Source organism: Vibrio pomeroyi, assembly GCF_024347595.1.
GTDB lineage: Bacteria > Pseudomonadota > Gammaproteobacteria > Enterobacterales > Vibrionaceae > Vibrio > Vibrio pomeroyi.
The window spans coordinates 1,757,839-1,780,902 of the sequence record NZ_AP025506.1; the positions used below are offsets into that span (position 1 = coordinate 1,757,839).

The window sequence follows — 23,064 nt, forward strand, 5'->3', positions numbered from 1 at the left end:
AAGATTAATCACGGTTCCTTATTGTTATGGAGGACAAAGTAAGTGACATACCCAAAGGCTTTAAATATAGGTGACAAAATTGGATTTTTCTCACCGTCTTCTCCTGCGACTGTGTTCGCTCCTAATAGGTTCGATCGAGCTAAAGATTATCTGGAAGCGAAAGGCTTCACCTTGGTTGAAGGTTCATTAACTGGGAAGTCTGATTGTTATCGTTCTGGTTCAATTCAAGCAAGAGCCGAAGAGTTAAACCAACTGATTCGTGATCCTGAAATTCGCTGTATCATGTCGACGATTGGTGGCAATAACAGTAACTCGCTACTGCCGTATATTGATTACGAGGCGCTAAGAAAGGATCCGAAGATCATCATCGGATACTCAGACGTCACCGCATTGTTATTGGCGATTTATGCCAAAACGGGTTTAGTGACTTTCTATGGCCCGGCACTGGTCGCATCATTTGGTGAATTCCCGCCATTAGTCGACGAAACCTTCCAATCATTTAGTGACTTTTTGTGCTCAAGCACGAGCCAACATCAATACATCATGCCCAAGGTATGGACGGACATCAAACACGATTGGGAGACACAAAACTCAGCCAAACCCGCCTATGAAAACGAATGGCATTTCATCGGTAATAGTAAGGTAAGTGGCCGCGTGATTGGCGGTAACTTGAGCACGATGGCTGGTATATGGGGTAGCCAATACATGCCGGGAATTTGCGATGGCGATATTCTCTTAATTGAAGACTCATTAAAAGGCATTGAGACGGTTGAGCGCTCATTTGCTCACTTATTGGCATGTGGCGTATTCGATAAGGTGGGCGCTATCGTTCTCGGAAAGCACGAGTTGTTTGACAACAAAGGGACAGGGCGTACGCCACTCGACGTACTTCTTGAAGTTCTAAATGGAAAAGACGTTCCAATACTTTATGGATTTGATAGTTGTCACACGCATCCAATGCTCGTGACACCGATTGGTATCCAAGGTGCCATTGACTTTGATGAGCATACCTTTGAGCTACATGGGCCTTGGGTCTTTAACTCTTAGTATCTCAAAGCATTAGAACACTTGGGTACAAGCAATTGCATGATAATAAGACGCATTAGAAAGGTGATCCTCTCGGCAAACTGAGATTTGAAACAAGTCTATACTGAGGAAGGTTACGCCACGACGTTAAGATGGCGCGATAAACGTATGTTTAATTAGGTTAAATCTCAGAGGTAACAATGAAAAAACTACTACCCCTATGCGCCATTTTACTTTCGGCATCCTTTTCAGTCGCCGCTTCTGACGGTTTGATAAAGTATCAAAGTAACTATTCAGTAAAAGAGACAGCAGACCGTTTTGAAGAGATAGCGAAAAGCAAAGGCCTGACATTGTTTGCGAGAATCGACCATCAGAAAAACGCGAGTAACGTTGACCTCGAACTCAGACCAACTGAAGTTATTATTTTCGGTAATCCAAAAGTAGGCACGCCATTAATGCAATGTGCTCAAGAGGTCGCTATTGATTTACCGCAGAAGGTGTTGGTAAGTGAAGACGCGAACAAGAAAGTGTGGCTATCTTATAACGATCCTAATTATTTGCTAAACCGCCACGCGATTAACGGCTGTGATGAAGTGATTAAGAAAATCTCAGGCGTTCTAAGCAAACTGTCCGAAGCCACGATTGCAAAAAAGTAACCAAGTGAATGTAAAGCGCGAGTGCTGTTATGAAGTTTTTTGAAAAGATGATGGTGATGAGTGAAGAGAGCTGGGCTCGTCACTCGAATCCACTCAGTGTTTATACTCGCGTTCCTTGCTTATCTTTGCTCTCACTAGCCATTTGGTCGAGAGAATACATTGGTTTCTACTCCATACTCCTCATCGGGGTCGCTTTATTCTGGATTTTGTATAACCCAAGAGCGTTTGGTGCGCCCAAAAGCACAAGCAACTGGGCATCCAAAGCGGTATTCGGTGAACGGATATACTTAGACAAAGCACAGCTCAATATTCCACAACATCATTTAACGGCGGTTCGTGTGATTAGCACGTCGATGGCTCCGGGCTTACCAATCTTGTTCTATGGTTTGTACCTAAATGACTTGTGGCTTATCGCGTTCGGCAACTTTTGGATCTTGGTACTTAAGCTGTGGTTCTTAGACCGAATGGTGTGGCTGTTTGATGACATGAAAGCGTCGAACGCTCAATTTAAGGCTTGGGAATATTAACGGGCTACCTGATTCAATGCGAGACTCAAAATAATGGCAATAGGGACAGCAGCTAACACTTACTGCTGTCCGGTTGTATTCATTGACCGCTAGATTACTTTTTGATTCAAGTTCTAAGCTAACACGACCACTTCATATTCGTGAATCTTCGCACTGTTGTTTTCATCAACAGAGACCAACCAAGTTTCGTTCACCACAAGTTCCACGGCATCACCTTTCATTGGTGAATCTGGGTATGTGTCTGCTTTAAGTCTTACATGCAGGCTCACTTGATACTGCGAACCCAATGGCTTGACGTCTAGTTGTTCAATTTCATGAGAACAGTTTGGTTTGAAGGTCGAACGCACGATTGAATACCAGTCTTTAAAGCCTGCGTGACCAACAAATTTGCCTTCTGGCATGTTGAACACGACGTCAGATGCGAGTGACGGAATAAACTGAGCGTCTTGTTCAGGTAGTGTGTCTAACTGTTCAAACCAACCTGATACAAACTTGCGAACCAGTTGCTCGCCAGATTGAGTAACACTGCGGATTTGATCCATTAGACGAGATGCATGATCTTTGGCGCGTGCTTGCACGTCTTCGAGTTTGTTATACACGTTAGGGATGTACACCATACGATGCGTGTAAACCGGCGCGTGGTAGTTCATGTTCGCAAGGTACGCGGTTTGTTGTAATGGGAACATGAACTGTTCAATCGTAAAGTGGTTATAGCTTAAAGGGTCATAAGACTCTTTAGGTCCGCCTACCGTGAAAGACAGGAAGAAATCTTTGCCTTTTAGCTTGTTGCCTTCCGGACCAAACGCAAAGTTGAACGTCATCACATCGTCTAACCATTTCTTTAATAATGCAGGCACAGAGTACCAATAGAACGGAAACTGCAGCACAACCACGTCAGCTTCAATTAACGCAGCTTGCTCGGCTTCAACGTCAATTTTGTAGTCTGGGTAAAGCTTGTCTAAACGTCGAACCGACACATCGTTCATCTCTGCTTCTAACGTATCGATGATTAACGTATTAGTGTATGACTCAGCTAGGTTAGGGTGGCCAGAAATAACAAGTGTTTTGCTCATGGTGGCTGTCTTATTGTTCGTAATTGATGAAGCAATCATAAGCGCGTTTCGTTGTAAGTTTTAGATGATGAATAGCTAAATAACTATTAGGCTACACTTAATAATAGGTTGTGGTAAGTTAGCTGTATTGAATGAAGTGACGTCTATTGAATAACTCGCGTCGACTAAATAAAACGGTAGGTAATAAACAATGAAGGGAGCGACATACAACCAACTGACGATGTTCCATGCCATTGTCAGTGAGGGTTCTATTTCTGGAGCGGCACGCCAACTTGAGGTGGCGCCTGCATCGGTGAGCCAATCTTTAAAAGCGCTTGAACAACAGCTTGGTTTGCCTTTGTTTATTCGCACGACCAGAAGAGTAGAACTGACCGAAGCGGGTAGAACCTTATATACAAGAACCGTCGATGCAATCAGCGATTTAAATGTTGCGATGGAGAGCGTCGCCGATCTTAGTCGTAATCCCTCAGGGCATGTATCCATTACGCTGCCGCGCTTTGCTTATAAGCAGTGGATAGAGCCTATCTACGCTGAATTCTGTCTCCTTTATCCAGACATTCAGTTGGAGATTTCAATTTCTGACGCGACGGTCGATATCTTAAAAAACGGGATTGATTTAGGTATTCGTTTCGGAGATAAAGTCGAAGAGGGAATGATAGCGAAACCGATCACACCAAGATTAAAAGAAGCCTTGTTTGCATCGCCAAGTTATCTAGAAAAACATGGAATGCCTGAAAGCATCGAGGACTTATCACAGCATAAGTTGATTCAATATCGGTTTATCACGTCGAATAAGCTCGCGTTATTGCCGCTCATGGATAATGAAAATACGGTGCACGTAAACGTTGAGACCGCGATGACAGTAAATGATACCGATATAATGATCGACGCTGCTAAGAAAGGGCTTGGTATTGGCCGTTTGCTCGAACCCATGGTGGAAAATGAACTTAGATCCGGTGAGTTGGTACCAATACTGGAGGACTGTTGGAGTGACAATGTCGGTCTCTATTTATATTTTCATCGCAACACACAAAAAGCCCGTCGAGTTCGGGTTCTGATTGATTTCTTATACGAAAAGCTATTAGGAAAGTCCGTTTAATTAATGTGCTATTTATTTCTTCTTCGGTCGTTATCGACTGGTAATACGACCATTTGAAATAGAAAAGACGAGAGACTCACTTCGGGTCATTATTACTTTCTGACTCAACTCTGACTTTGTATCTCCAACAGGATGGAGTATGTTAATTAATGTTGTTTACATATTCACATGCCTTGATAAAGATGGAGAAATTATGACTCACCCGATAATCGAACAAATCAGAAAAGCTGACAATGCCATCGTTGCAGAAGATTTTGACACACTACTTGGTATTTATACCGATGATGCGATTTTGGTTGTTGAGCCTGGCAAAAATGCCGAAGGCAAAGCGGCGATTCGTACTGCTTTCGAGGCGATTGCTGTTTATTTCAAGAACGGTCTGCAAGTGAAACAAGACGGCATGGAAATCCTTGAAACGGGTGACACCGCATTGGTATTGGCAAACACTGTGCTGTCTGCGCCGAATCACCCTGAGTTTGTCCGTAAAGCCACGTATGTATTTAATAAGGGCGATGATGGTATTTGGTTATGCTCAATCGATAATTCGTACGGCCATGACATTATTGCCAAGTCTGAACAATAAAGGCAGTCAGTCAGAGTTTTAAACTGGTCGATTAATCTGTTTGTCGGTTTGACAACAACACGACGATATATAAAAGTAATCTTATGAACATGAATTTAGCGCAACTTAACCAACGAATTATCATCATTCCTTAGGAATGGTGGGATTTTTGATGCGCTTTATTTATCGAACCCACCCATGAGGTGGGTTTTTCGTATCTGCCTTATGGGTTTTATCTCAAAGAAGGAAGTTATATGAAGAAAATAGCGGTATTTGGTAAGCCTGGTAGTGGCAAATCTACCGTCAGTAAGGCACTCGCAGCAGCAACTGGCGTAGAGCTTCACCAGTTAGACTCCATCGTTTACAAAGCGAATGGCGAGTTCGTTGATAGTGCTGAGTTTGAACAAGCACACGAGAGCATACTGAGTTCTGACAGTTGGATCATCGATGGCTTTGGCCCGCTAGACTCGTTTAACAAGCGCTTAGACGCGGCAGATACCTTGGTTTATATCGACCTTCCTTATCCGCTGAGCTATTGGTTCGTGACCAAACGTATGTTGAAAGGTTTGTTTGTTAAACCAGAAGGCTGGCCTGAAGGCAGCTCAGTAGTGAAGGGAACAATACAAAGTTACAAGACACTAAAACTGTGCCCTAGATTTTGGAATGACGACTTCAGAGCGCGCTTAGAATTACGAGCCAAAGATCAAGAGGTATACATCATCACGAGTGTGACTGAGTTGAATAACTTTGTACGCCAACATGTTGGTTAATAAGTAGAAAACCAAGATCACACGTGAGCATTTCAATTTGCAAATGACTTTATAAAATGTTTCGATTTAGTTCGACGTGTGGCATATTTGCCATGCGTTGAATTTTTGTGATTGGTAAAGGCTATAGATATTATGTATGGAAGCGAACAAACAAGAGCGTTCTGTTGTAACTGTAAGGAACTGACACTGCATAAGTACACTATGTTCAGTAACCAAGTCGAAAAAGCGCCACAACATGAAAAGAAGCCAGGGTTGCTTGGAATGATCTTATCGTCTCTATCTTCAAGTGGCGGAAACGGTGATTATAAATGTATAAAGTGTGGAACCAATTTACACACACCAGACAACCTAGACTGAGTTTGGCTTATACAAATAAAAACAGGAAGACCCCAATGATCTTCCTGTCAGATATTGCTTAACTCATCGTGCTATTGGCCGTTTGAGTAAGAAGCCTTATGCGCAGCACTTCTTGTATTTCTTACCGCTACCACAAGAGCATGGATCGTTACGGTTAGGCGTTTTTTCAAACGTCATTGTTTTTGGCTTGTTTAGTACAGTATCAAGCTCAATCGTGTTCTCTTCTTTCTCTGCATCTACCGTTACGTTAACGAAGATAGCGTGTTCAGCAGCCAGTGCTTCAACTTCAGCTTTACGAGCTTCAGTTTGAACCATTGCAGCGATTGGAGATTCTTCAGTACCCGCTTTTACATCGCGGTTTACATTGTAGCCAGCAAGAACGTGGTTGTGTCTTGTTTCGATACGGCCTTTGAAAAATAGTTTCGACATGGGGTACTCATTAAAAATGTTGAATGGCGCTATTTTTAACGTAGATAGCGCAATGAAGCGGGGATTATACGCATATATTCCAATTGATAAAGCAGTGATGTAAACAAAGCATGTTTGGCTTTCTGATCCAATTGATGTGTTGTTCGATAACGTGTCTATTTTGGGTTGAGTTTGGATTAAATTTGAATTTGGAGACAATAAGATTTCCCTCAATAGGGTTTTGAGTGATAAATTCAAATCGTCAATTTAAACAAAGAGATAGTGTATGAAGTTAGATGCCATCCTGTGGGATTACGATGGAACCTTAGTTAATTCCGTTCCAAAGAATATCGCAATAACCAAAGACATTATCTCAGTGGTTGCGCCACATTTGTCGGGTGATAATTTGCCGAAATATTTGTTGAGCGAGGCGCTTTATCACGAAGCCAACCACGGTGCTAAAAACTGGCAAGCCCTTTATGTCGATTACTACGGGATGTCACATGATGAAATGTTGGTCGCTGGTGGAATGTGGGCTGAGCATCAAGAGAAAAACCAGACACCTGTTGCACTGTTTGATGGCATGGAAGCGGTGATTAGCCAGTTCGCCCATCTTCCTCATGGTATTTGTTCTCAAAACTCTCAATTGAACATTCGTGGTGTACTCGACAGTTATGGCATTGGTGATTTGTTTAAATCGGTTGTTGGTTATGACGACGTATCAAATGGCAACCAAAAACCGCATCCATTTGGTGGTATCAAGTGTGTTGAAAATATCTTTGGTGAAGCGAAAACCGATGAATTCTGTTTGATGTATATCGGTGATCATGAAGCGGACACGCAGTTTGCACGCAATATCGAAGCTGCACTTGGCGATAAAGCAAAAGTTATTGCGGTTGCAGCGGGTTATAGCCGTTCTGAACCTGAAAGCTGGCAAACCAAACCCGATTACATTGCCAATAATGTCGAAGATCTTTTAACGATCATTGGTAAATATGCTTAATCGTTTTTAACGAGTTCGATAATTTAAGGAAGAATGATGACATCAAAAGACGTGGTATTAGGTTTTTGGGATGCAATGCGCACCAACAACTTTGCCAAAGCGGCCGAATGGCTAGCGGAAGATTTTCAAGGTTATTGGCCTCAGTCGTCTGAATTGACGGTAGGGCGCGATAACTTCACAGCTATCAATTCTGAATACCCAGCGAATGGGGTTTGGAAGTTTGAGCTGAACTCGATTGTTTGCGAAGGTGATACGGTCGTGACCGATGTATCAGTGACGGATAGTGTACTAAATGATCGCGTGATTACCTTTCACACAGTTGTTGATGGTTTAATCCAAAAGCAAACTGAGTTTTGGCCAGATGGCTTTGCTGCACAAGAGTGGCGTGCAAAGTGGGTTCAGATAGCGAGCCCTGAATCACTCAAGTAGCAAGGTCAAATGCAAGAACACCAAATACAAGAACACGAAGCTCACAATAGAGTATGTGCATAACAACAATGAGATAAATTAAAGTCAGCGAGTTAGGAGATTTCATGAGCAAGGTCGTAATCGTTACAGGCGGAAGCCGAGGTATTGGTGCCGCTACATCGAAGCTATTGGCACAACAAGGCTATGTAGTGTGTGTCAACTTCATACACAACGAATCAAGAGCTGATGAACTGGTGAATGAGATACGTGAGCAGGGCGGAACGGCTATCTGTGTGCGTGCCGATGTGTCGGTAGAATCGGACGTAAAATCCCTGTTCGAAATTGCCCGTCACAAGCTTGGGCCTATTACCCACTTGGTGAATAACGCTGGCATCTTGTTTACTCAATCAGCATTAGAAGACATCGAGATAGATCGTTTTGAAAAGGTCATGAAATCGAATGTCTCGAGTTGCTTCTTGTGCAGCAAAGCCTTTATCAAACAAGCTGATGGTGCAGGCTCGATTGTGAATGTCTCTTCCGCAGCTTCACGAACGGGTGCGCCGTTTGAGTACGTGGATTACGCAGCGTCTAAAGGCGCGATGGATTCACTGACCAAAGGATTATCGCTAGAACTGGCTGCACGTAATATTCGCGTTAACGGTGTTAGACCAGGCTGTATCTACACGGAGATGCACGCAGACGGCGGAGAGCCGGATAGAGTCGATAGATTAGCGTCGCAACTGCCACTACAACGAGGCGGTACACCAGAAGAAGTGGCTAACTCGATTGCTTGGTTACTGTCGGACGAAGCGTCGTATGTAACCGGTTCGTTTATTGATATTGCTGGCGGGCGATAGGATAGGTTAGCCTTTACACTAAATTAAAACCATAAACACGCAACAAAAGTACCTAACTAAAAGAACGAAACTAAGAGTACAAACATGAAAAACTATTTTGAAAGCCCATTTGTTGGCAAGTCACTCAAAGAACAAGTGACTAACCCAAACATCATTGTGGGCGAACACAGCTATTACTCAGGTTATTACCACAACCACAGCTTTGATGATTGTGCGCGTTACCTTTTGCCTGATAGAACGGACATCGATAAGTTAATCATCGGCAGTTATTGCTCGATTGGCTCTGGTGCCGTGTTCATGATGGCGGGCAACCAAGGACATCAAAACCAGTGGGTGAGTACCTTCCCGTTTTTCTATCAAGACGACGAGAAGTTTGAAGGTGCAATCGACGGCTTTGAGCGCTCTGGTGATACTGTAATAGGCAATGATGTGTGGATTGGCACAGAAGCGATGATCATGAGCGGTGTGAAAGTAGGCGATGGTGCGATTATCGCGAGTCGAGCGGTTGTGACCAAAGATGTCGCTCCATATTCGATTGTTGGTTCGAACCCTGCTCGTCACATTCGTTACCGTTTTAACGAAGTTGAGGTTACGCAGTTATTACAAATGAAATGGTGGGATTGGAGCGAAGAGCAAATCAAAGGTGCTATGACCTTGATGTGCTCTTCTGATATCGACGGCTTGTACCAGTACTGGAAGAACTTCTCTGCTTAATCCACTGTTGTACCATTGAATTCGCATACAGTTGAATTGGTACGCTTTTGAATTAGATACCGGCTCCTACTTGGAAGTAGAGTGCGGTATCTTCTTCGCTGAACGCGAGATCAATACCTGAAATCAGACCATAGCGCCTTGCGATAAGATAACGGAAACCAACGCCGTATGCAGAATGTGAGCTTTGGTCAAACATGTCGTTATCACTGTCTCCCGCATAACCGATGCCAGTAAATACGCCTGTTGACCAACGCGGTGTCCATTGTTTCGTCACTTGTACTTCGGCAGCAAAGGTATGCTCACCTTGATAGCGATTACGGGCGATACCTCTGAGGTCAATGTCTGGGTAATATTGTGGAGAAAGCACACGCTCGTTAGTCGACAAGGATTTGTATTGGCCACGCAACGCGAGATTCCACTCTTTGTTTAATTCCCAATAGTTGAGACCTTCTAGATTAAACGTTTGATAGGTGTAATCACTGCCAATGGCGTCACCAAACCAAAGGTATTCAGCAACGTAGTTGTAGCCTTGAGTTGGATTAAGGAAGCTGTTCTTGCTGTCGTATTCAGCGATCAAACCCAAGCCGGAAGAGGTCGGTGAAGAGTTACCGATATTACTTAGGATCTCTTGTGCTTTAGGGTGATTGTTCACAGACAAGGTTGGTGCAAAGAACTGTTGAGAGAAGCCCAATAACCAATGGGTATCAGGGACTCTGAACTGGAGTTTTTGGATCCCACCCATACCTTTTAAACCTAATTCAATCCCTTCGTTTGGGTCGAGAGGCGCTAGGGCGTTGGAGGAACTTTGACGATAGAAGGTCATGTTAATATCGCCATAACCTAAACCACCCAGATAACGAATAGAGTCTTCTTTCCAACTACGTTTATGTCCAACAAACGCCATCCAAGTGCCGTTTTCTGTTGCAAAGCCGCCCACCGCGGTAATCGCAGGCGTTAAAAGTTGAGCACCACCATCAATTGATTTTTCGGCCAGCTCTTTACGTGTGTTTTTCTGCTCTTCAGATTCATGAAGAAAGATACCTGTGAAGCCGCCACCGTATCCGACTGCAGGCTCTGTTATCAGTATTGGAACGGGCAAAAATCCATAGGCATTTTCAGCGAGGTATTCGCCCATATCTAAGTGGCCATCGATTTGATCGATAAAGCTAACAGCGTGTGTGGTAGCAGAAACAAGCATAAGGGCGCTTGCCGCTAAAGGTTTGAGAGTCATAACATTCCATATTATTCACTATCCATTAAATTCAGTGTAATCAATGAAATAGATAGCGCAATAAAACGGATGCGATTAAGTAAGATCTATGTTCAAAAGGCGAATGGAACAGCGTTTACTATTGAATGGACTCAACGTAAGTCAAAATGTTGAGTGCATCTTGCCTTGTGATGATACCTTGCCACGCAGGCATACCTTCTTTTACATTGCCTTCCAAAATGTCATCAACCAACGAGTTTTTAGTCGTGAATAGCTGTCCAAGTTTATTCGGAATATTGGCAGGCTTGTGTGGTAAAGAGGCCGCAGTTGGGCCGTCACCTAAACCCTTATCACCATGACATACCATACAAAGCGTCTGATACTTGGCTTTGCCATTCGCAAAGTGACTTGCATCCTCAAGTGATGCGGAATTTGCGCTGAATGTCATCATCGACGCGATTAAACCCAACGCAGCTAACAGGTGTAAATGGTTCATATTTTTCATGATTATATTCTCTTATTGTTATCCAACAGCTAAAGAATAAGTAGGTACTCGTAGAAGAAACGTGAATGGATAAAGCGCGTTTAAGCTTCTGATAAAAAGCCGGTTTACCTTAAGAAAATGTCATCAATGTGATTAGAGTAAACGATTGATTATAAACAGTTTGCATAGTACAGCATGTCGCATTAGCGTGATGAATAAATGGGGGAATTATTATGATTAGTTGCAATGATTACGATTATATTGAGATTGTGTGTATGCACCGATACCCAATCAAACTCACAATGAAATCTGGTGAGCCGTTGACGTGTGTCGCCTTAGATACAAAACGCAACGACGCAAAAGAAGAGTGCATTAAAGTCAGTGTCGAAGGTCGAGAAGAGCTTGTCGTGTTAACTGAAATTTCAGAACTCGAAGTTTGTGTTGATAATCCTCACTTTCAACATATCTCCTTTAAAAAGTCATAGGTGCCTATATGAACCACACAACCGAGCAATGCTACTGCACCGAATGCCGTGAAGAGACACAACATGTCGTTATATTGGTGCGCAAGGAAAGTGCGTTTGCAGGTAAACCGAACCAAAAGCGACGTGAGTTTTGGGCGGGAGTCGTAAAAGGCTGGTTTCTTGGGCCATTTATCGCTTCAATGGATGAGTTTTCTCGCCACCTTGTGTGTGAAAAATGTGGTCATAAAGAGATACAAGATTAGAGTTGCTTCAAGGCGATGACAGTTGCATTGGTTAAGGAATTAAACAAATGAAAGTAGAAACGATTGAAGCCGTAAAGGCATACGGTTTTTCAGTAAGAACCACTAACACTAACGAAGTTGACCCTGCAAAGGCAAAGATAGGCCAATTATGGCAAGTTTTTTTCGATCAAGCTTTTCCCAAGCTGACTCCTGATTCAAACGTGTATGGCGTCTACACCAATTACGAATCAGATTTTACGGGCGAGTTTGATGTTATCGCATGTACGAATGCGCTTACCGATAACAATTTAGATGAGTTAGTCGAAACCAATATCAAAGCAGGTAAGTACCTAACATTCTCAGCAGAAGGTGAACTGCCACAAGCGGTTATCGATTTATGGGGAGAAGTGTGGGCTTATTTCAACGCACCGGATTGTCCACATACGCGAACTTACACAACTGATTTTGAGTTTTACAAAGGTGAAACGGCAGTCGAGATTTCGATAGCGATTCAATAATTTTTGCTTATCGATAGTTCATGAAAAGTTAATGATAAGAAAGAGCCGCTCAGTATGAGCGGCTCTTCTGTGTAACCATTTTAAAGCTGGCTGACTACATCATTCTCATGAAGTAAGGAATGATCAGAGCATTGGCTAAATCGATGAAGAACGCGCATACCAAAGGCACGATGATGAATGCTTGAACTGAGTGTCCATACTTTTGGCTTACTGCCGACATGTTCGCCATAGCTGTCGGTGTTGAACCCAGAGAAATCCCACCGAAGCCTGCACATACAACGGCCGCGTCATACGTTTTCCCCATAGACGGGAATACAATGAAGATATTGATGACCACAGCCAGTAGAAGCTGCATTGCTAATATCGCAAAGATTGGACCTGCTAAGTCAATCAATGTCCAAAGCTGCATGCTCATTAGCGACATCGCCAAGAAAGTACCTAAAGAAATTTCTGCAATCAGGTCGATAGCAGGTGAACGGGTCGGCCATTTGGTGCCAGATATTCTTGGATAAGAGTCGGGGATCACGTTGGTAATCACAATACCGGCGAACAAACACGAAACGAACAGCGGCAGTTGTAACCCAGTTTGGCTTATCAATTCATTCAGTAAAGCCCCAACTATGACACAAATATGGATAGCTAATACTGCATCGAGAAATTGATACGACGTAAGGTCTTGCTTCTGTTTGTTAGTATTCGAACTTTGAGAGTAATCTTGGCCTTCAGCTGGCTTTAGGTTGTGACGCTTGATAAGAAACTTAGCAATCGGGCCGCCCATCAAACTGGCTAAGATAAGCCCAAATGTGGCACTAGCGATGCCAATCTCCATTGCACTTTCTAAACCAAACTCCTCTGCAACCTTGGGAGCCCAAGCGATTGCGGTACCGTGCCCACCAATTAATGAAATACTGCCACTCAACAATCCAAATACAGGCTCTAAACCAAACATTGATGCGACAGAAATACCAACGATGTTTTGCATAATCATAAAGAAAATGGTGATGATGAGTAGAATCACCAAAGGTTTGCCACCTTTGAATAGGTCTTTCAAGCTTGAGTTGATACCGATGGTGGTAAAGAAATAGACCAACAAAACATCGCGAGCGAACAGATCAAACTGAACTTCTATCGATGTCGTCGCGTAAAGCGCTGCAAAGAACAGAGACGCTAAAATCCCGCCTGATACGGGTTCTGGAATACTGAACTCTTTCAAAAAACCGATGACTTGATTCAGCCTTCGTCCAATAAATAGCACTACGATACCCATGGTCACCGCAAAGAATGACCCAAGGTGTAAGACGTTGTTTTCAAATTCCATAATGACCTTTTTTAAATATAATTCTGACGTGTTTTATGAGTGCTGGTTAGCAAGTTTATAAGCAACTAGATTAGCATTATTCGTTATTCTGAAAAGATAAGAAGCTTTTAAATTCAGCATCGGAGATAAGTTGTTTATTGCCTTCTTCGATCAACAAATCGACCTTGTATTTGTCTATCGTGAAATCAGTTGGGATTTGATTGAGTGAGTAACGAGTCTCGTCATCGTCGACCTTGTTCAAGCTGATCTCAATGAAATGCGGGACAACCTGATGACCTTCGTAAGAGGAGAATTCTGCCCAAGACGTTAACTCGTCTACGATCAAATCTTTAGTGGTGTCGTTGTAGCGGTGTAATTGAATGTCGGTGATGACATCGACGGTCTGCTTCACGGTTGGCATGTCGATAGAATCACCGATGCCAGACTCAGGTTGGGTTGAAGCATCCACTGAGATGATGACAATCGGGCGCACAGATTGGTTTTTGTGTAGGTTTTTGAGTTTTTCTTTATCGTTGTAACGCAAATATTCCGACATCTCATAAACCGACAATAAGCCAAGGTTATCGGTAATCCCACCATCCACTAGATGAAGATAGTTCACTTGGTCTTTATTGCTATAAGACTCTAACGACTTGATGAGTTTTCTATTGCGATAACTGGTGGCTTCGAACGAGGGCTGTAAGTGCTCCGTTTTGTCACAGTTGTTTTTGTTTTCAAGCACCACCGGCGTAAAAACGAAAGGCACAGCAGAGGATGCTGTGACTGAGCTCGACACCGAATAGCTGTTTAGGTCTGAACAAATTAGGTCAAAGTATTCTTGCGTGAATGAAAAGCGTGAACCCGTCGATATGTCGGTGGCGTTGATCACAATGTAAGGTGCGCCTTCACGTCGAATGTCGGCAAACGTACTGTCCCCAAAGATGTTGGCGTCGTAATAGTCGGTCGCTTTATCCGTTCTAGTCGCATAGGAGAACCAATAGGTCGGAGACAACAGAATAGAGATGAGATCCTCAGACACTTCGTGATAGAGAAATGCCTTTTCGTAATCTTCGAATATCTTATCGCCATACAAACCGTAGTACGCAGCGGTAAAACTGCCTCCGGACACCGCGCTGATCATGTCGACCTCTTCGAGCAGATTGATGCGTTCGCCATCAACTTCCATGTCAGTATCACGCAGTGCTTGTAAAACACCGTAAGAGAGCGCTGCCGCCCGCGTTCCTCCACCTGAAAAAGAGAGGATCAAAGTGACTTTGTTGTCTTGTCTATAGAAGTTTTCCGCCGTGTAAGATTGGTTTGGCTCGTTGTTAGATTGGGTTAGGTTTTGGTCGGTAGTTGCGTTTAGAGAGCGCGTTTTGGCTTGGTCGTTTAACGGACTTACATTGGTGACTTTGTTCTTTGCGCTGCAGCCAGAAAGATTAAGCGAGAATGCCACTAACAGTGAAACTTTGGCTAATCCGGTAAGCCAATGCATAGGGTTATCGAAGCTGTTACTTTTAGGATTCGGCATAGCGCAATTCAAACTAACGTCTGGTTAAGAGAAAGGCTATTTTCGTTGATATCTAATATGCTATCAACGGCATCACATACGACACAGTGTCACGAAATACGTAACAATCCTTGATAAACAAGGGGAGTATTGTGTTGTTTCGTCTTATCCAAAAAGACAATCTTGCTTAGTTTCATTCCACAAAGGGTATTGCTTCATTACTTGGGTGTAGAGCTTGCTGTCTAGATGCGCTCTTAACCAACGTCCTACGTTTTGATATTCAGATTTCACAAACCATTTCTTTTCGACTCGCACAAACTGGCTGACAAAAGGCATCGCAGCAAAGTCGGCGAGGCTGGGTGTATCGCCAAACAGGTACTCGTGTTGAGCGAGTTTACTTTCCAGTTCTGAGATAAACCCTTCGCACGCTTTTCTGCGTTGTTCAGTGTCAACGTTTCGATAGCGAACAGACGCACGATACTTTTCTAGGTGACCAATAAAATCATTGTCGTTACTAGCGATCAGCGCAAGAATTTCTTGGTTTAGTTTTGGCTCGCTTGAACGCATCAGATCTTGAGGATCGTTTTGTTCCAATGCCCAAATCATCACTTCTATGCTTTGTTCTATAATCGTACCTTGTGGCAACACCAATACAGGTACAGTGCCTTTAGGCGAGCTGGCCAAGAGTTCGCTAGGCTTGTCTTTGGTGACGATTTCTCGAAGTAACACTTTTTGCTGTGATAGTGCGATGCCCATTCTTCCGCGCATTGCATAAGGACAGCGGCGCAGAGAGTAAAGGATAGGTAGGTCGGATTCGTTCGGCATTATTGAGGTCATTTAGTTTGAAAAGTGTTGTACGGTGGTAAAGAGATCGTGATGTGGGTAGAATACGCGGCTTAAAAATTATAAGTAAGTGAGCGACTTCAAAAATGAGCAGAAAAATTGAGTTATTAGCCCCAGGTGGCGATGTAGAAGCGATAAAAGCAGCCATCGTAGCTGGTGCCAATGCGGTTTATTGTGGTTTAGACACCTTCAATGCTCGTAACAGAGCTTCTAACCTATCGTTAGATGAATTGAACGGTGTAATTCGCCTTGCTCATGAATACGGCTGTGAAGTGTTCCTGACTCTTAACGTTGTACTGCTTGAGCACGAGACAAAGAGCATCACTAAGCTACTAAACCAACTAGTGAACACTAAAGTCGATGGCATCATCGTTCAAGACTTGGGTTTGTTCAACCTGGTGAAGAAGCACTTCCCATCACTGGATGTTCACGCTTCAACTCAGTTAACTACGCACAACGAAGGCCAGATTAAGTTCTTGTCTAAGATTGGCGCAACTCGCGTTAACTTGTCACGTGAGTTAAACCTTCCAGAAATTAAAATGCTGACAGAAGTGGCACATGACCACGATGTACTGACAGAAGTCTTCGTACACGGCGCTCTGTGTATCGCATTCTCTGGCCAATGTTACTCAAGCTCTGTAAGTGTTGGTAACTCGGGTAACCGTGGCCGTTGTAGCCAAGCGTGTCGTGATGAATACGAAATCACCAACGCGGGCAACAAGTTCCCACTGAACTTAAAAGATAACTCAGCTTACTACGACCTACCTGAATTGGTTGATGCAAAAGTTGATTCATTAAAAGTAGAAGGCCGTATTAAAGGCGCACACTATGTTTACACCGTGGTAGACACGTGGCGTAAACAGATTGATAGCTTTGTAGAGAGTGGTTTGTTGATCGAAGACGATTCAAACCTGCACAAAGTATTCAACCGTGATTTCACCAACTCTTTCCTTAAGGGCAACCTGACGAAAGACATGTTCATTGATAACCCGCGCGACAACAGCATGAACTACGCTGTTGAAAAAGCGACGGAGCAGAACAACGAAATCTCGGTAGTACAGATTCAAGAAGTGACGAACGAACTTCACCAAGCGAAAGACGTTCTTGGTAACGAGATGCGTGAAAAGATCGAGTTCCTTGATATTCGCAAAACGCCAGTTGCTCTGTCTTTCAGCGCGAAAGAAGGTCAGCCATTTACGGTCACAGTGAACACATCGAAAGAGAACTTCACCCTTCAATCTAAATCACTACTTGTGGCGGTTGAAGAAAAGGCGATCACTCAAGAGTTACTTGAGAAACGTTTCAAGAACGTGAAGAGTGCGGTTCACACACTAGAAAGCCATGACTTCAGCGAAGTTGACGCTGGCCTTGTGATTCCATTGAAAGAAGTGTCTGACCTTAAAGACGAGATCGACTTCATCCTGAACGGCTCTGTGGAAGTGATTAAGCACGTTGAAGTGCCAGCACTGCCACAACACCCTAAAGTGAATGAGAAGCCTACTATGTCGATGCTGATTGCTGATGTGGAAGACTTGCACCTGTGTGACGTCACTGATGCTGATGTTTACTTCAAACTGCCTGAAAGCTTCAAGAAGCGTTGTAACAAGTACATCGACATCTTGGCCGCAAACCCACGTTTGATCCCTTGGTTCCCAGCAGTATTGATTGGTAAAGATTACGACGAAGCGGTTCGTATCCTTGAAGAGGTTAAGCCTGCGCGCATCGTGACAAACAACACGGGTATTGCGTACAAGGCTTACGAAATGGGCATTGAGTGGGTTGCAGGTCCATTCATGAACACAACCAACTCTCACGCATTAGTGACACTTAAAGAAGAGCTTAACTGTGCAGGTGCATTCATTTCGAACGAAATCAACAAAGGTCAGATTCGTCATATTCGCCGCCCAGAGAACTTCAAATTGTTCTACAGCATCTACCACCCAATCTTGATGATGACCAGCCGTCAGTGTTTCTTCCAAAGAACGGTAGGTTGTAACAAGCCAAGCATTGAAGCCGGCTGTATGCTGAAATGTGAGAAAGCGACCACGATTACTAACGTCAAAGGCATCTCTTTCGCGGTTGATAAACAGAAAGGTGGCTACCCAAGCATTTACAACCACGAACAGTTCTTAAACCATGATGCTGTAACGGATTTCTCTGGCTTGTTCGACGAGTTCTTCATCGACCTAACCAACATCGGTGCGGGTTCGAAAGAGGTACAAGACAAGGTTGAGCTTATCAAGCACTTCGAAGCCCTACTGAACGGCGTTGAAGGTTCACAACAGAACCTAGAGCAGATGGTTGAGATTCGTACTAATGCGCAGTACGTTCAAGGTTTATAGCTTTTAAGACAAAGCGCGTTCATGGTCTATAGCTTGTAATACAAAGAGCGTTCATGCTCTATAAGCCTTAAACGCTTATAAGCACTCTGAACCAACAACAAAAAGCCACTCAATCGAGTGGCTTTTTAGTGTCTGAAACTTTGTGAGTCGTTTCTAGTCTGTGAATACGTTATTCCGTCACAGCTTCTTGTTTGAAGCATGGGCTTTTCAACGTGTTCATCTTTTCGATTTCGTTTGTTAAGCGCAGTGAGAGCAGTGCTTTTTGGTTTGAAGCAAAATCAAACATTACGATAGTCGCTGTACCAACCGTTGTCAGCTTCTGTTGAGCTTTACTGACGATCGCGTACTCCATAGTAAAACGATCGTCTTGAATATCGGTTACGCGTGAGCCGACCATCAAAGTGTCAGGGTAGGTTACAGGTCGGAAGTATTTACAATAAGTGTCGCCAAGAACAGGGCCCACTTTGGTGATAGCCATCTCTTCCATCAGTTCGACATGCTTGAAAAAGTCTAAGCGAGCCGTTTCGAAATAACGAAAATACACCGCGTTGTTAACGTGATTAAGTGCGTCCATTTCTCCCCAAGCGACAGGGATTTCTGTTACTACTGGGTAGTCAGATAATAGTGCTTCCATGCGAACTCTCTTATTGTTATTGATCCTTCATTGGAATAAAAACCCTACCGCCAAATTAACAAAACTGCAACACGTGTGATTCAAGTTTTTGAAGCTCGAAATCACACAATGTCAGTAACTTAGTTACATATGTCCGCACTGGTTAGGCATTGAGATGTTTGAATTGCAGCTCAACCAAGCGTTGGTACAATTCGCAGCTATTGATGAGCGACTGGTGGTCTCCGATGTCTACCAGCTGTCCTTTATCGAGTACGGCAATTTGGTCGGCGTGTTTAATTGTTGATAAACGGTGGGCGATAATGATCGTTGTTCTGCCGCGCATTAATTCTTCCAATGCCTGCTGAACATGATGCTCACTTTCACTGTCTAGCGCACTGGTTGCTTCATCCAATAACAGAATATTGGGATCTTTCAAGATGGCTCGTGCAATCGCAATACGCTGGCGTTGACCACCAGACAACCTCACACCACGTTCACCAAGAAAGCTATGATAACCGTCTGGTAGATTTTGAATGAACTCGTGCGCGTGCGCTTTTTTCGCTGCCTCGATCACTTGTTCGTCGGTCGCATCTGGATTGCCGTAGCGAATGTTATGGAACACATCGTTACTGAACAGCGCAGGTTGTTGAGGCACAAGCGCCATCTGCTTTCTGAGCTCGTTCGGATCAAACTGATTCAATTCAACGCCACCTAGCGTTACCTTGCCCACTTGAGGGTCATAGAAACGTTGCAGCAATTCGAATAGGGTGGTTTTACCTGCGCCAGACGGGCCAACCAACGCCAACACTTTACCTTCATGCGCAGTTAAAGAGAGGTTGCTTGTTGCTGGTTGATCTGGTCTTGATGGGTAACAGAAGGTCACATCGTCAAAAGCGACTTCTGGTGTTAAGTTATCTAGCGATGTTGGGTTTTCTACAGGCGCGACAATGTGACTTTCAACTTGCAGAATCTCGATCAACCGTTCGGTTGCACCTGCCGCACGTTGCAGTTCACCCATCACTTCAGAAATCGTTCCTAACGATGAAGCGACCATAATCGCGTAGAACACAAATGCAGCCAGATCCCCCGCCGACATCGTGCCATTAATCACATCGCTACCGCCAACCCAAAGCATGCCAGCAATCGCACTGAACACGATAACAATCACGCCGGATATAAGTATCGCGCGCTGTTTTACACGTTGACGACCAATCTCATAAGCCTTTTCAACTTCAATCGCGAACGATGCTTTCTCTTGTACTTCTCGGCTGTAGCTTTGCACTGTTTTGATGTGTTCAATCGCTTCACCCGCATAAGAACCCACATCAGACATTGAGTCTTGGCTCTGGCGAGAGAGCGCTCTCACTCGACGTCCGTATACCAAAATCGGAATCAAGATAAACGGAACAGAGGCCAACACGATCAGCGTGAGCTTAATGTTGGTCGCAAATAACATGATGATTGCACCAGCACACATCAGCGCGCTACGCATCGCCATAGAGAACGAAGAACCTATGATGCTTTGGAGCAGGGTTGTGTCTGTTGTGATGCGCGACATGATGTCGCCACTGCCATTGGTTTCAAAGTAACTCGGGTGAAGTGTCACAACGTGATTGAATACCGATAAACGAATATCCGCACTCACACGTTCCCCAACAGAAGAGACCAAATAGAAGCGGAAGAAGGTACCAATCGAGATCAACACGACCACGACCATGATGAATTGAATCGCGCTGCCTAAGTCTGATAGTGATTGTTGGCTGAATCCTTGGTCGATAAGAAGGCGGATACCGTGTCCAACCGAAAGCGTTAAGCTCGCAGTGAAGATCAGTGCAATCAACGCTGCTATCACACGACCTTTATAGGGCTGAATAAATTTGCTCAGCTCTAGCAAAATACTGAGGCTTTTCTTCTCAGGTTTGGGTTCTGGTGCTTGTTGAGGTGATCGCTGAGTCTGTCGCTGAGTGGAGTCGAGCGTAGAAGAGACATCGTTTTGCATATTACTGCCTTAATGTGTTGTCGCTTTAAAAATAGATGGCTTGTTGCTTGTAGTACGTATTTTTCACTGGGAAGCACTTGTTGAGAATAGAACCCATTAAAGCATTTATTACAGACGGACGCTCCTACGGAAGCTCAATTTTCCAAATTTCATTAAGGCAAAGTAACTCATACGAGATTGGCTAAAAGGAAAATTAGTCATTCTGATCTTCATGATTTGAAAGACTATTGGATTATTTAACCCTTATTTTTATGCAAGTAAATCGGCGGTAATAGGGAAGTGCGTTCATAGTTATCTCTGTGCCTGTTGATTTATAAATCAATGGTGAAACGTTTGCCTTTTATCTAGAAACGAGCTTTATCAATGACTTGTATGTTATAGATGTTAGACCAGTCATTGAGACTGTTTTTTGTGCAATAGTTGTTACAAAAATTCAACAAATTAATTTTTTATACATTTTTCTTGCATAAAAGTTCAGTTTAAATAGAATAACCAACAAATGACAATTAATGCAGTAATCCGGCATGAGTATTCAAGTAAAGAGCATCAACAAATCATATGGCGATATCCAAGTTCTTCACGACATCAGTTTTAACTGTGAGAGTGGCGAAACCTTGGTACTGCTTGGCCCAAGCGGCGCTGGTAAGAGTTCACTACTGCGTGTTTTGAATCTGCTAGAAATCGCGGACAACGGCGAATTAGACATTGCGGATGAGCAATTCGATTTCTCAAGCCAGATCCAAGAGAAGCAGGGGCTTAAACTTCGTCGTAAAGTCGGCATGGTTTTCCAGCAATACAACTTGTGGCCACACATGACTGTAATGGAAAACTTGATCGAAGCACCAACCAAAGTAGCTGGCTTAGATAAAGAAGAAGCAATCAAACAAGCGCAAACGGTTTTGAAAACTTTACAGCTTGCAGACAAAGCAGACGCTTGGCCATTACAACTATCAGGTGGTCAACAACAACGTGTCGCGATTGCTCGTGCTCTTATGATGAAGCCAGATGTGTTGCTATTTGACGAACCAACAGCGGCTCTTGACCCAGAGATCACCAACCAAGTTGTTAGCATCATCAAAGAGCTAAGCGGCACCGGAATTACTCAGGTGGTAGTGACTCACGAAGTTGACTTCGCCAAGAAGATTGCGAGCCACGTTCTTTACCTTGAGAAGGGTTACATCGTGGAACACGGCACCAGCGACGCATTTATTAATCCGCAGACTCCAGAGTTTGCTGAGTATTTGACTCACTAAGTCACTGACTAGATTTACCTAAACACAACATCGATTAAAACAATCAAATTATAAGAATGGCCACAGGCCACTATCACAATGTATTCGGAGTAACAAAATGAAAAAGATTCTACTAGCTTCACTTATCGGCCTTGCTTCTCTCAATGCAGCAGCTCAAGAAGAAATCAAATTCGCAATGGAAGCGACTTATGCACCATTCGAATACATGGATGAGAACAACCAAATCCAAGGCTTCGACGTTGATCTAGCAAACGCACTTTGTGAAGAGATGAAAGCAACGTGTACTTTCCACAACCAAGCATTCGATAGCCTGATCCCAGCTCTTAAATTCAAACGTTACGATGCGGCTATCTCTGCAATGGACATCACCGAAGCACGTCTTCAACAAGTAAATTTCTCTGATGCTTACTACGACAACTCTGCAGCATTCATCTCCATTGAAGGCAAAGTTGCAGACCAAGCAGCACTAGAAGGCAAGCGTATCGGTGTTCAAAACGGTTCTACTCACCAAAGCTACCTTCTGGAGCAACTGCCAGGTGTGACAGCTGTTCCTTACTCAAGCTACCAAGATGCATTCATCGACATGAAAAACGGTCGTATCGATTCAGTATTCGGTGACACAGCGGTAGTCGCAGAATGGTTTAAGAAAGAAGACAACCTAACGTACGTTGGCGACCAAGTAACAAACCAAGAGTACTTTGGTAATGGTTTTGGTATCGCAGTAAACAAGAGTAACCCAGAGCTAGTTGCACAACTGAACACAGCACTTGCAGCAGTTAAAGCAAACGGCGAGTACGACAAGATCTTCAACAAGTACTTCGGTAAGTAA

The 23,064-nt window shown here is 43.7% G+C and carries 26 protein-coding genes; 17 read left to right on the forward strand and 9 right to left on the reverse strand.

Features of this window, described 5'->3' with window-relative positions; genetic code table 11:
• The first annotated feature begins 42 nt into the window (after positions 1 to 42).
• The 3 genes from OCV12_RS07935 (at position 43) to OCV12_RS07945 (ending at position 2,209) form a co-directional block, all read left to right on the forward strand.
• Positions 43 to 1,047 (forward strand): S66 family peptidase, encoded by a 1,005-nt coding sequence (locus OCV12_RS07935; protein WP_261885874.1) that lies wholly within the window; start codon positions 43 to 45, stop codon positions 1,045 to 1,047.
• A gap of 179 nt (positions 1,048 to 1,226) precedes the next feature.
• Entirely contained in the window at positions 1,227 to 1,682 is a 456-nt protein-coding gene (locus tag OCV12_RS07940) for a DUF302 domain-containing protein (protein ID WP_086715639.1), read from the forward strand.
• A gap of 29 nt (positions 1,683 to 1,711) precedes the next feature.
• Positions 1,712 to 2,209, forward strand: a complete 498-nt coding sequence (locus tag OCV12_RS07945; RefSeq protein ID WP_261885875.1) for a DUF6653 family protein — start codon at positions 1,712 to 1,714, stop codon at positions 2,207 to 2,209.
• Positions 2,210 to 2,322: 113 nt separating this feature from the next.
• On the opposite strand, the gene OCV12_RS07950 is transcribed toward OCV12_RS07945, so the two are convergent.
• Positions 2,323 to 3,282, reverse strand: a complete 960-nt coding sequence (locus OCV12_RS07950; RefSeq protein WP_261885876.1) for an NAD(P)H-dependent oxidoreductase — start codon at positions 3,280 to 3,282, stop codon at positions 2,323 to 2,325.
• 190 nt (positions 3,283 to 3,472) lie between these two features.
• On the opposite strand from OCV12_RS07950, the gene OCV12_RS07955 reads away from it, so the two are divergent.
• The 4 genes from OCV12_RS07955 (at position 3,473) to OCV12_RS07970 (ending at position 6,070) form a co-directional block, all read left to right on the forward strand.
• Positions 3,473 to 4,381: a LysR family transcriptional regulator gene (locus OCV12_RS07955; protein WP_261885877.1), complete on the forward strand. Its 909-nt coding sequence runs from the start codon at positions 3,473 to 3,475 to the stop codon at positions 4,379 to 4,381.
• A gap of 193 nt (positions 4,382 to 4,574) precedes the next feature.
• Positions 4,575 to 4,964 (forward strand): YybH family protein, encoded by a 390-nt coding sequence (locus tag OCV12_RS07960; RefSeq protein ID WP_261885878.1) that lies wholly within the window; start codon positions 4,575 to 4,577, stop codon positions 4,962 to 4,964.
• Positions 4,965 to 5,197: 233 nt separating this feature from the next.
• The gene (locus OCV12_RS07965) at positions 5,198 to 5,713 is read left to right on the forward strand and encodes a P-loop NTPase family protein (protein ID WP_261885879.1); all 516 of its coding nucleotides are present in this window, start codon (positions 5,198 to 5,200) and stop codon (positions 5,711 to 5,713) included.
• A gap of 132 nt (positions 5,714 to 5,845) precedes the next feature.
• Positions 5,846 to 6,070: a hypothetical protein gene (locus tag OCV12_RS07970; RefSeq protein ID WP_261885880.1), complete on the forward strand. Its 225-nt coding sequence runs from the start codon at positions 5,846 to 5,848 to the stop codon at positions 6,068 to 6,070.
• A 96-nt stretch (positions 6,071 to 6,166) separates the two neighbouring features.
• On the opposite strand, the gene OCV12_RS07975 is transcribed toward OCV12_RS07970, so the two are convergent.
• A complete protein-coding gene (locus tag OCV12_RS07975) occupies positions 6,167 to 6,499 on the reverse strand; it encodes a PBPRA1643 family SWIM/SEC-C metal-binding motif protein (RefSeq protein WP_176681251.1) in 333 nt (110 codons plus the stop codon).
• A gap of 265 nt (positions 6,500 to 6,764) precedes the next feature.
• On the opposite strand from OCV12_RS07975, the gene OCV12_RS07980 reads away from it, so the two are divergent.
• From OCV12_RS07980 to catB, 4 genes are all read left to right on the forward strand, one after another.
• Positions 6,765 to 7,481: an HAD family hydrolase gene (locus OCV12_RS07980; protein ID WP_261885881.1), complete on the forward strand. Its 717-nt coding sequence runs from the start codon at positions 6,765 to 6,767 to the stop codon at positions 7,479 to 7,481.
• A gap of 36 nt (positions 7,482 to 7,517) precedes the next feature.
• The gene (locus tag OCV12_RS07985) at positions 7,518 to 7,910 is read left to right on the forward strand and encodes a nuclear transport factor 2 family protein (protein ID WP_261885882.1); all 393 of its coding nucleotides are present in this window, start codon (positions 7,518 to 7,520) and stop codon (positions 7,908 to 7,910) included.
• 104 nt (positions 7,911 to 8,014) lie between these two features.
• Positions 8,015 to 8,746, forward strand: coding sequence for an SDR family oxidoreductase (locus OCV12_RS07990; protein ID WP_261885883.1), 732 nt, complete (start codon positions 8,015 to 8,017; stop codon positions 8,744 to 8,746).
• Positions 8,747 to 8,830: 84 nt separating this feature from the next.
• Positions 8,831 to 9,460, forward strand: coding sequence for a type B chloramphenicol O-acetyltransferase (catB, locus tag OCV12_RS07995; protein ID WP_261885884.1), 630 nt, complete (start codon positions 8,831 to 8,833; stop codon positions 9,458 to 9,460).
• 52 nt (positions 9,461 to 9,512) lie between these two features.
• On the opposite strand, the gene OCV12_RS08000 is transcribed toward catB, so the two are convergent.
• Positions 9,513 to 10,691, reverse strand: a complete 1,179-nt coding sequence (locus OCV12_RS08000) for a BamA/TamA family outer membrane protein (RefSeq protein ID WP_261885885.1) — start codon at positions 10,689 to 10,691, stop codon at positions 9,513 to 9,515.
• Between the two features lie 118 nt (positions 10,692 to 10,809).
• Entirely contained in the window at positions 10,810 to 11,175 is a 366-nt protein-coding gene (locus OCV12_RS08005) for a c-type cytochrome (protein WP_261885886.1), read from the reverse strand.
• Positions 11,176 to 11,387: 212 nt separating this feature from the next.
• On the opposite strand from OCV12_RS08005, the gene OCV12_RS08010 reads away from it, so the two are divergent.
• From OCV12_RS08010 to OCV12_RS08020, 3 genes are read left to right on the forward strand one after another with little or no spacing between them, the layout of a single operon-like run.
• A complete protein-coding gene (locus OCV12_RS08010) occupies positions 11,388 to 11,639 on the forward strand; it encodes a Rho-binding antiterminator (protein WP_176681244.1) in 252 nt (83 codons plus the stop codon).
• Between the two features lie 8 nt (positions 11,640 to 11,647).
• Entirely contained in the window at positions 11,648 to 11,881 is a 234-nt protein-coding gene (locus tag OCV12_RS08015) for a hypothetical protein (RefSeq protein WP_176681243.1), read from the forward strand.
• Positions 11,882 to 11,928: 47 nt separating this feature from the next.
• Entirely contained in the window at positions 11,929 to 12,378 is a 450-nt protein-coding gene (locus OCV12_RS08020) for a GyrI-like domain-containing protein (protein WP_261885887.1), read from the forward strand.
• Between the two features lie 94 nt (positions 12,379 to 12,472).
• Here the strand turns inward: OCV12_RS08020 and gltS are convergent, their stop codons facing one another.
• From gltS to OCV12_RS08035, 3 genes are all read right to left on the reverse strand, one after another.
• Entirely contained in the window at positions 12,473 to 13,696 is a 1,224-nt protein-coding gene (gene gltS, locus OCV12_RS08025) for a sodium/glutamate symporter (RefSeq protein ID WP_239847811.1), read from the reverse strand.
• A 76-nt stretch (positions 13,697 to 13,772) separates the two neighbouring features.
• Entirely contained in the window at positions 13,773 to 15,206 is a 1,434-nt protein-coding gene (locus OCV12_RS08030; RefSeq protein WP_261885888.1) for a patatin-like phospholipase family protein, read from the reverse strand.
• 144 nt (positions 15,207 to 15,350) lie between these two features.
• Positions 15,351 to 16,010: a glutathione S-transferase gene (locus OCV12_RS08035; RefSeq protein WP_261885889.1), complete on the reverse strand. Its 660-nt coding sequence runs from the start codon at positions 16,008 to 16,010 to the stop codon at positions 15,351 to 15,353.
• A 104-nt stretch (positions 16,011 to 16,114) separates the two neighbouring features.
• Between OCV12_RS08035 and OCV12_RS08040 the strand changes: the two genes are divergently transcribed.
• Positions 16,115 to 18,370 carry a peptidase U32 family protein gene (locus OCV12_RS08040; protein WP_261885890.1) on the forward strand — a complete coding sequence of 752 codons (2,256 nt, stop codon included), beginning with the start codon at positions 16,115 to 16,117 and terminating at the stop codon, positions 18,368 to 18,370.
• 169 nt (positions 18,371 to 18,539) lie between these two features.
• On the opposite strand, the gene OCV12_RS08045 is transcribed toward OCV12_RS08040, so the two are convergent.
• Together OCV12_RS08045 and OCV12_RS08050 are read right to left on the reverse strand one after the other, a co-directional pair.
• On the reverse strand, positions 18,540 to 19,004 hold the full coding sequence (locus OCV12_RS08045) for an acyl-CoA thioesterase (protein ID WP_017061819.1): 465 nt from the start codon (positions 19,002 to 19,004) through the stop codon (positions 18,540 to 18,542).
• Positions 19,005 to 19,146: 142 nt separating this feature from the next.
• The gene (locus OCV12_RS08050) at positions 19,147 to 20,982 is read right to left on the reverse strand and encodes an ABC transporter ATP-binding protein/permease (protein WP_261885891.1); all 1,836 of its coding nucleotides are present in this window, start codon (positions 20,980 to 20,982) and stop codon (positions 19,147 to 19,149) included.
• Between the two features lie 524 nt (positions 20,983 to 21,506).
• Here OCV12_RS08050 and artP point away from each other — a divergent pair.
• Both artP and OCV12_RS08060 read left to right on the forward strand, forming a co-directional pair.
• The gene (gene artP, locus OCV12_RS08055) at positions 21,507 to 22,235 is read left to right on the forward strand and encodes an arginine ABC transporter ATP-binding protein ArtP (RefSeq protein WP_261885892.1); all 729 of its coding nucleotides are present in this window, start codon (positions 21,507 to 21,509) and stop codon (positions 22,233 to 22,235) included.
• Between the two features lie 97 nt (positions 22,236 to 22,332).
• Positions 22,333 to 23,064 carry an arginine ABC transporter substrate-binding protein gene (locus OCV12_RS08060; RefSeq protein WP_061031350.1) on the forward strand — a complete coding sequence of 244 codons (732 nt, stop codon included), beginning with the start codon at positions 22,333 to 22,335 and terminating at the stop codon, positions 23,062 to 23,064.